The following is a 7972-nucleotide window of genomic DNA, read 5'->3' on the forward strand; positions in this document are numbered from 1 at the left end:
TATTTTATAAATTTATTGTATAAAAAGGAGAATTATATCTTATGAATTGGATCGGAACCTGTTTTTTTTTATTAGGATTAATTTTAGGAATTGTTATAGGAGCTTTTTTCATGTTCCGTTGGTTCAAAAAATATTTAGAAAAAAATCCTCCTATTACGGAAAGACAAATTAAAGAAATGTTTAAACAAATGGGAAGAACCCCAGGAGAGAAACAAATTAAACAAATCATGTCTTCTTTCAAAAAAAAATAAAAGGAGGTTTTATTTAATGAACCACAGTTATTTAGTTTGTTTTGCAATCATTTTCATCGCGGCGGGAGTTCTTTTTTTCATGAACTTTCTTTATGAAAGAAAAGTTAAAATGAAAATGAAAAAATATTTACTGAATTGTTCAAATATAGAAAAAGAAGTCTTAAAAAGTTTTTTACAAAATAAAAATAAAGAATTTCCGTTAACTAAAAATTCTTCTATTACTTTGAATTTAGTGAAATTAAATATTTTAAGAAAAATAAAAGACGATAATACAAACCCTCTACATTCTTTTTACGCTATTAATATAGAAATCTTTAATTTAGTGAACAAAGATAAAACTTTAAGAGAGATATATTTATTCACCGATCATCACCTTTAAAAGAGGGAATATAATTTTTTTATCGTTAAAAAATTACAAAAGAATGGAAAAACAAAATGAGTCAATTAAAATTAATCGCTTATCATGAAGAAAGATTAAACGATATAGGAATCGTTAAAAACGGTTTGAAAACTAAATTAGATTCAGCTTTAACTAATGCTAACGATAATTACAGTGATCCAAGAGAATTATTGAGTTTATCTTTATTAGTGTGTTTTTATAAAACTACTCAAAAATATCTTGCTTTGGAAAAACCGCATTTATCAGACATTAAAATAAAAGTGTTGACTATCACTTCTAAAGACGAACAAGGTTTTTATTTCAAATTAGAATTGATTATGGGCATTAAAGAAGCCTCTGTACAAGAAACAGCTGAAATCATGGATACAGTTCATACTAAATGTCCTGTTTCTAGAATGTTAAATGATTATCCTCATTTAATTTTAAGTGCTGTTTTATACGAAGACATCACTTAAAAAAATTTGCAAAATTAAAAATAAATTGACCTAAATTTCATAAGATTTTTTAGGTTTTTAAAACATGTTTTAATATAAGATAAAAAAATTATATCATTTGAAAAATTGATTATTGTTTGTAAAAGAAAGATGGATTTTAATATGGAGAATTTAAACAATAAAAAAGAAAGAAAAATAGTTAAAGTTGGTAGTCCGATACAAGCAGTTATTAATACCTTAAATAAAGCTAAAGAAATATATTACGATAAAGGTATCGATTTAGAAGTAGTCAAAACTAGTTGGACTGAAGAAAATATAGATATTTTAAAAAATAAAAAAATTGATGGTTTGATTTACACTAATATTCACGTTTTTAAAGCGACTAATGATTTTTTAATTAAAAACAAACAAGAACCTTTTGTTTTTATTCAACCTTTTTATCATTCTAAATACGGTTTATACGCTAATAAAAAAAGTAAAAAACAATTATTAAGTTTAGAAGAAGTTAAAAAACATAAAAATTTAAAAGTCTTATTAGCTGTGGCTTTTTCTTTCATTGAACCTTGTGATACTTCCCGTTCTCTTTTAGTGTTGAGAAATAACGGATTAATCAATATTCCTGAAGAAGTTTTAAAAGCAAAAAGATTAAATATTAATTTTTCTGATATCACCAATCCTTATAATTTAGAATTTACTAAAACTTCTCAAATTCCTTTTAAATTTGCTGAAAATCCTGATGAATATGATTTAATGGCTAATTGGCCTGCTTTTATGAATAGCAATCCTGATTTTATCAGAATCGGCTCTAATATCACAGGCGAAAATGAACCAACTAACGAAATAGTAGAATCATACGCTATTGGTTTGATTTCTAGACAAGATAACCAAAATAGCGAAGAGATCAATATACTAAAACAAATTCTACAAGATCCCGAAGTTAAAGCTTTTCATGTGAATCAAACTCATAACGGAATGAAAAATTATGTTATGATTGAAAAACCTGAAGAATTAAAAGATAGACTAATTAAAAATTGGTTATAAACTATATAACCATCAAGAAAAATAATAAACAAAAAGATTAAAAGGATACAATTATGATGAATAACTTAGCTGGCAATCACAACGATAATAAGCCTAAAAAAACTATTAAAATAGCTACTAATTTTCCTTCTTCTTTAAATACTTTACAAAGTACTAAACATTTGATTGAAGATGGCTACATTTTAGAAGTTATTTCTGAAGCAGAATTAAAAGAAAAATATCAAATTACTTGCAATGATGCCCTTAAAGAAGGTCTTGTAGATGTGAGCATTTCTAATAATTACCACACTATGAACTCTTATAACGATTTTGCAGCAACTGATGAAGAAACTAAATTAACGATGGTGCAACCGTTTTTTCACCCTCGTTACGGTCTATACGTTCATAAAAAAAACCCTTTAAAACTTCAATCAGTAGAAGATGTTAAAAAACATAAAAACTTAAGATTATTATTTGCTCCTTTTAATGATTTATTCGCAGCACCCTGTGATTTTTCACGTTCTCTTTTGTTGTTAAATAATTTAAAATTAGTTAAAATTGATGAAGAAGTGATCAAAGCTAAAGGTTATAATTTGAATTTAGACGATATAGAAAATATTTATGATTTGAATTTTGTTAAAACTAATAATTTATTTAAAGTAGTGGAATTATTCACCGATCCTACTAAATACGATTTATCTATCAACTGTCCTGGTTTTATGAGAAAAAACCCTGATTTCAAAAGAATAGGTACTGTAAGCCCTGAAGAACAAGAAAATAATATCGTTTTCTCTTCTTACGCTATTATTTTAGCTTCTAGAAAAAACAACCAAGATGATGAAAAAGTCCAAGCGGTTAAAAGATTTTTAAAACACGAACAAGTGCAAAAAACTATGTTTGAAGCTGGTGGGCCAGGCAAAGATTACGTTATGGTGCAAAACCCTGATAAATTAAAAGCAGACATATTGGCTAATTTCGAAAAATAATTATCCATAACTATTTGGTACAAAAAAATAAAAAAAATGACATCATCGCGGGTGATATTTTTTTTGAAAAAAGGAGTTTAATAACCACTTATGAAAGATAATTATTTTCGTTCCTATTTTCCTATTTTTAAAAACAATCCTAAATTAGTTTATTTTGATTCCGCTTCTACTTCTTTAAAACCACAAACAGTGATAGATGCTATGTCAGATTTTTATAATGATAATGGTATGAATTTTAGATCTTTCGGCGCTTTATCTGTGCAAAACAATCTTTTAATGGGCGAAACAAGAGAAAAAACGGCTCAATTCATCAACGCAAAACCTGAAGAAGTTATCTTTACCAAAGGGACGACTGAATCTTTAAATATGTTAGCACAAATTCTTTCGCAAAACATCCAACCAGGAGACGAAATTATTACTTCAGAATTAGAACATAATTCATCAGTTTTACCTTGGGTTAAAGTGGCAGAAGATAAACAAGCTAAATTAGTTTTCATTCCTTTGAGTGACCAAAACAAAATCACTGTTGAGAACTTTAAAAACGTTTTAACTGATAAAACTAAAATAGTAGTTTTAACTCATATGTCTAATGTTTTAGGTTATGAAACTCCTATTAAAGAAATCGCTAAAATTGCTCATCAAAAAGAAGTGTTAGTGATTTTAGATGCTGCTCAATCTGTAGCTCATCAACGTTTAGATATGAAAGATTTAGATGTTGATTTTATGGCTTTTTCAGCTCATAAAATGTATGGACCTTTTGGTGTAGGCGTCCTTTACGGTAAAAAAGTACATTTAGAAAAAATGAAACCTTCTTGTTTGGGTGGCGGTACTGTTCAAGAAGTCTTTAAAGATCGTTATATTTTAAGAGATACTCCTTATAAATTTGAATCAGGAACCCCTAATATAGGTTCAATTATAGCTTTTAAAAAAAGTTTAGAATTTATCGAATCTATTGGAATAGACAAGATTCATCAACATAATAAAAAAATAGTTGCTAAAATTAAAGAAGAATTTAAAAAAATCCCACAAATTAGGGTTTTGAACGAAGGGGCTGATAATTTAGTACTTTTTGTTTTTGACAAAATTCATGCTCATGATGTGGAAAATTCTTTAGCTAAACATAATATCTATCTTAGAACAGGTCTGCATTGTGCTAATTTAGTTTCTAAAAAAATAAACCAAATAAGCACTATTAGAGTGTCTGTTGGGTTGCACAACACCGAAGAAGATATAGCTTTTTTAATTACTCATTTAAAAAAAATAAAAGATTTTTTCTTTTAATTTAAAAATCAAAGGAATTAACCAATGTGTGTAATGAACGAATTACAAAAAAAATTAATGATTCAACATTCTAGTTATCCCCAAAATCATGGTTTAGTTCAAGATGATAGTTATTTACATATTCGTTATCAAAATAACTCTTGTGGCGATGCTATAGATTTACAAATCAAAATAGTAGATGGTGTTATCGTTGATATTAAACACGATACTCAAGCTTGCGCAGTATGTTGCGCATCAGCTAGTTTAATGTCAGTACATTTGAAAAAGAAAACTATTTCCGAAACACTCAATAAAGTGAATCATTTTTTAGGAATGGTGAAAGATAAAAACTACGATGAAACGCAAATAGATTCTGACTTGAAAGTGTTTAACTTATTGAAACAACCTTCCAGTAGAGTTTTATGCATCAGCCTCCCTTGGGAAGCTATACAAAAAAATATTGAAAAAAACCATTCTTCCTTAAAATAATATACTAAAAAAGCCTTTTTAATTTTTAAAAAGGCTTTTTTAGTATATAGGAATTAATTTATTATAGTAACGATTTATTCGGTTAATTGGTAATCGATAATTTGGCCATCAGAAGAAACTGTTTTTAATAAAACATCCGTTAGAGGGTCGTATTCATAATCGATGTTTATTCCGTTGGACAAAACTTCTTTGATTAAATAGTCTTTTATAGGATCGAACTCTTTAATATGACCATCAGGAAAGATAATTTTAACCAATTTATTCGTTTCTGGGTCATAACCGAAAATAGTTTTTTTAACGGTTTCATCTAAAGTAATTTCTCTTATGATAAGGTCTTTTTCTGCATCCATTTCGATGATAGTTTTATCCGGCAAACAAATTTTAATTAATTTATGACTATCAGGATCAAAATCTAGTATTGATTGTAAAACATTTCCATCTGGGAAAGTATGTTTCAATAAAAAACCCTTTTCTGGATCATATTCTTTAATAGATTTATCAGGTAAAAACTCTTTGATAAGAATGTTATTGTCAATATTATATTCTTTGATTGTTCCGTCTGATAAAATTTCTTTTTGTAAATGGTTTTTATACAAACTAAACTCTTTAACTTCACCATTCGGGTAAATAATTTTTTTTATTCTTTTAGTGTTAATATCATATTCTGTAATAATTTTATCTTCTGAAGAAACTTCTTTCACACTATTATCTTCGTATATTCTGATGTTTCCATTTGGCAATATTTCTTTATTTAAAATATTACGGTATTCTTTAACAACGCCTTTGGGTGTGATTTCTTTTAATAAATGTCCATTAATAACGTCATATTCTCTTGTCCATCCTGTAGGTAAAATAACCTCCATTATATCCCCTTTTAATTTTTTAATAGTTTTATCAGGGGAAATTTCTTGTTGAAACTGATTATCTTCCGTGTTAAATTCGGTTATGGTTCCATCAGAAAGTAAAATTTTTTCTATTTTACCGGTCTTAAGGTCATATTGGACAGTTTTGAAATCGTTAACCATAATCTTGAATAAAGACTGCGTTTCTGGATCATATTCGTAATAAATTTTAACTTTATTGGGTAAAATTTCTTTAATAACTTGTTGTTTATCGTTATATTTTTTAGTATAGCCGTTAGAGAATTTTTCTTGAACTAAATGACCTGTGATAGGGTCATATTCTTTAACATTTCCTTCGGTGAAAATGGTTTTACTTAAATAATTGCATGTGATAGGATCGTATTCATTTATTTCGCTATCAATATCCATATTTTTATTAGAATCTTTAGTATTGCAATAATATTCCTTTATATTATCATTATATGCTGATAAAGAATTGTCTATATATGGTTGATGAAGTTTATAAAAGACAATTAAAAACGCAATAACAAACAATAATAATAAAATAGGGATTAAAAAAAATTTAGTCAAAGCATAACTATTATTGTTATTATCTTGTGGCGGTTGCAAATATTTCCTCTTCTTTGTAAAATTTTAATCATTTGAAATTATTGGGTTCATCTTTGTTAAAATAAGAATTGAGAAAGTCAAAAAAATAAAAAATATCATTAAATACACTTTTATTATACAATAAAAAAACTATTCTCGTTCTGATATCCATCAATAATTTAATAGTCCAAAAGGACAAGAAAATTGTTTCTTGCTTTCTAATGATCAATATTTCATTGGGATGTGTTTTTATCATTTTTATTTTCTTTTCGGTCTTGTTTATTTTTATGCGATTGAATATGAAAAAATTTTTTTCACAAACTTGCAAGAGATTGTGAAAAATACCCATTTTAAAATATAGAACAAAACAAAAACATCTCGGACTATACTAGAAATAAGGTTAAAAAATAAAAATGCCAAAATCATAAAAACATAAGATAAACATTTTAAGTAATCTTCATTAGGAAAAATCCAATCCAATATTGAATATAAGCGATTATTATAGTTATTAATCCGAATATTGTCGCATAACCGGAGAAATCAAGCGTTCTTTCTTGTACTTAAACCCATGTTTTATTTAAATCTATCATTTTTCGTTCTTTTCTTATTTTTAAAAATTAAAGTTTTTTTAATTTTAATATAGGCGAAAAATATATTATTCCAAAAACTAAAAGAACACTTAAAATTAATCCCAATATTAGAGTGAACCATCAAAGCGGTGTCAAAAGAAAACAACTAATTGAACCAAATTGTTTATTAATTAAAATAAACAGTTTGGTTTTTTTATTTAGCCAAACTTAAAAAAGGAGTTTTAAAAAAATGAACGAACAAGAAATTGTAAATTTACTTAAAAAAGAGAAAAAAGAAAAAGAAAAGCACGACGAACAAATTTTATCTAATTTAAATATTTATGAACAATTAAATGTGCATGAACAAACGCACAACACAAAAGAAAAACCAACTAAATTCTATATGGATATTGATTCTAATGGTTGTGCTGACATTCTTTACGTTTAAAAGCCCAAAAAAAGCAATTTAAATTAAAGGTTAATGGCTTGGAAGAAACATTAACTAAACCAAAATACGTCAAAAGGAAGAAAAAAACCAAAAAATTAAATATGTATTTTATTAAGTTCGAAAATAAAACAAACTAACTATAACATTACAGAAAAAACATTATTTTTAAAGGAAACAGATATTACCGAAATAAAAACAGCATTACAAGACTTAAATAAAGGCTTTTTTAGTTTATAGTTTGACGTTACTTTAGAACAAAAATATTTTTTTAATAAGCAAACTAAAAATAAGCAAACCAAACAAATATGCATTCTTTTTATAATCAAAAAAGAATTATACAAAGTTTAAACTATTCTGCGCCACAATTATTCATAAATCAATTAAATAACCAAAAAAGCCAACCTTTTTCCAAAAGGAAGGTTTTTCGTGCTTTTTAAAAAAACATATCCATCTTGTTTTAAACAGAAACTCGTAAATTAAATGAGCTTTTTTATCGAAGCATTTTTTTTTAACTATTAATTTTTATTTTCCTTAGAGCTTTGATGGCAAAAACATACCTTAAAAAGGTATGCCGAAGGTCGCCTCCATAGTTAAATTTTAATATTTTTTAAAAAAAGGTTGACAAAAATTTTTTTTATGTTATCATATAATAAATTAATAAATA

Annotated in this window: 9 protein-coding genes; 8 read left to right on the plus strand and 1 reads right to left on the minus strand. The window is 26.4% G+C overall.

The genetic code is table 11. The features are described 5' to 3' along the window. Positions 1-41 precede the first annotated feature (41 nt). The 7 genes from RI76_RS02540 (at position 42) to RI76_RS02570 (ending at position 4840) form a co-directional block, all read left to right on the plus strand. Positions 42-251 carry a YneF family protein gene (locus RI76_RS02540; RefSeq protein WP_017192582.1) on the plus strand — a complete coding sequence of 70 codons (210 nt, stop codon included), beginning with the start codon at positions 42-44 and terminating at the stop codon, positions 249-251. Between the two features lie 16 nt (positions 252-267). Continuing rightward, complete coding sequence (locus RI76_RS02545; RefSeq protein ID WP_017192583.1) at positions 268-630, plus strand: super-infection exclusion protein B; 363 nt, start codon at positions 268-270, stop codon at positions 628-630. Between the two features lie 56 nt (positions 631-686). Beyond that, the gene (locus tag RI76_RS02550) at positions 687-1106 is read left to right on the plus strand and encodes an OsmC family protein (protein WP_017192584.1); all 420 of its coding nucleotides are present in this window, start codon (positions 687-689) and stop codon (positions 1104-1106) included. Between the two features lie 141 nt (positions 1107-1247). After that, entirely contained in the window at positions 1248-2126 is an 879-nt protein-coding gene (locus RI76_RS02555) for a MetQ/NlpA family ABC transporter substrate-binding protein (RefSeq protein ID WP_017192585.1), read from the plus strand. Positions 2127-2182: 56 nt separating this feature from the next. Beyond that, on the plus strand, positions 2183-3091 hold the full coding sequence (locus tag RI76_RS02560) for a MetQ/NlpA family ABC transporter substrate-binding protein (protein WP_017192586.1): 909 nt from the start codon (positions 2183-2185) through the stop codon (positions 3089-3091). 90 nt (positions 3092-3181) lie between these two features. After that, entirely contained in the window at positions 3182-4372 is a 1191-nt protein-coding gene (locus RI76_RS02565) for an aminotransferase class V-fold PLP-dependent enzyme (protein WP_017192587.1), read from the plus strand. 24 nt (positions 4373-4396) lie between these two features. Continuing rightward, entirely contained in the window at positions 4397-4840 is a 444-nt protein-coding gene (locus tag RI76_RS02570; RefSeq protein WP_261974346.1) for an iron-sulfur cluster assembly scaffold protein, read from the plus strand. 74 nt (positions 4841-4914) lie between these two features. On the opposite strand, the gene RI76_RS02575 is transcribed toward RI76_RS02570, so the two are convergent. Further along, positions 4915-6312, minus strand: coding sequence for a WD40 repeat domain-containing protein (locus RI76_RS02575; RefSeq protein ID WP_017192589.1), 1398 nt, complete (start codon positions 6310-6312; stop codon positions 4915-4917). Between the two features lie 798 nt (positions 6313-7110). Between RI76_RS02575 and RI76_RS02580 the strand changes: the two genes are divergently transcribed. After that, positions 7111-7308 carry a hypothetical protein gene (locus RI76_RS02580; protein WP_017192591.1) on the plus strand — a complete coding sequence of 66 codons (198 nt, stop codon included), beginning with the start codon at positions 7111-7113 and terminating at the stop codon, positions 7306-7308. The last annotated feature ends 664 nt before the right edge of the window (positions 7309-7972 follow it).

Origin of the sequence: Milkweed yellows phytoplasma str. MW1 (genome assembly GCF_000309485.1) — a bacterium.
In the GTDB taxonomy this organism is placed as follows: domain Bacteria; phylum Bacillota_I; class Bacilli_A; order Acholeplasmatales; family Acholeplasmataceae; genus Phytoplasma.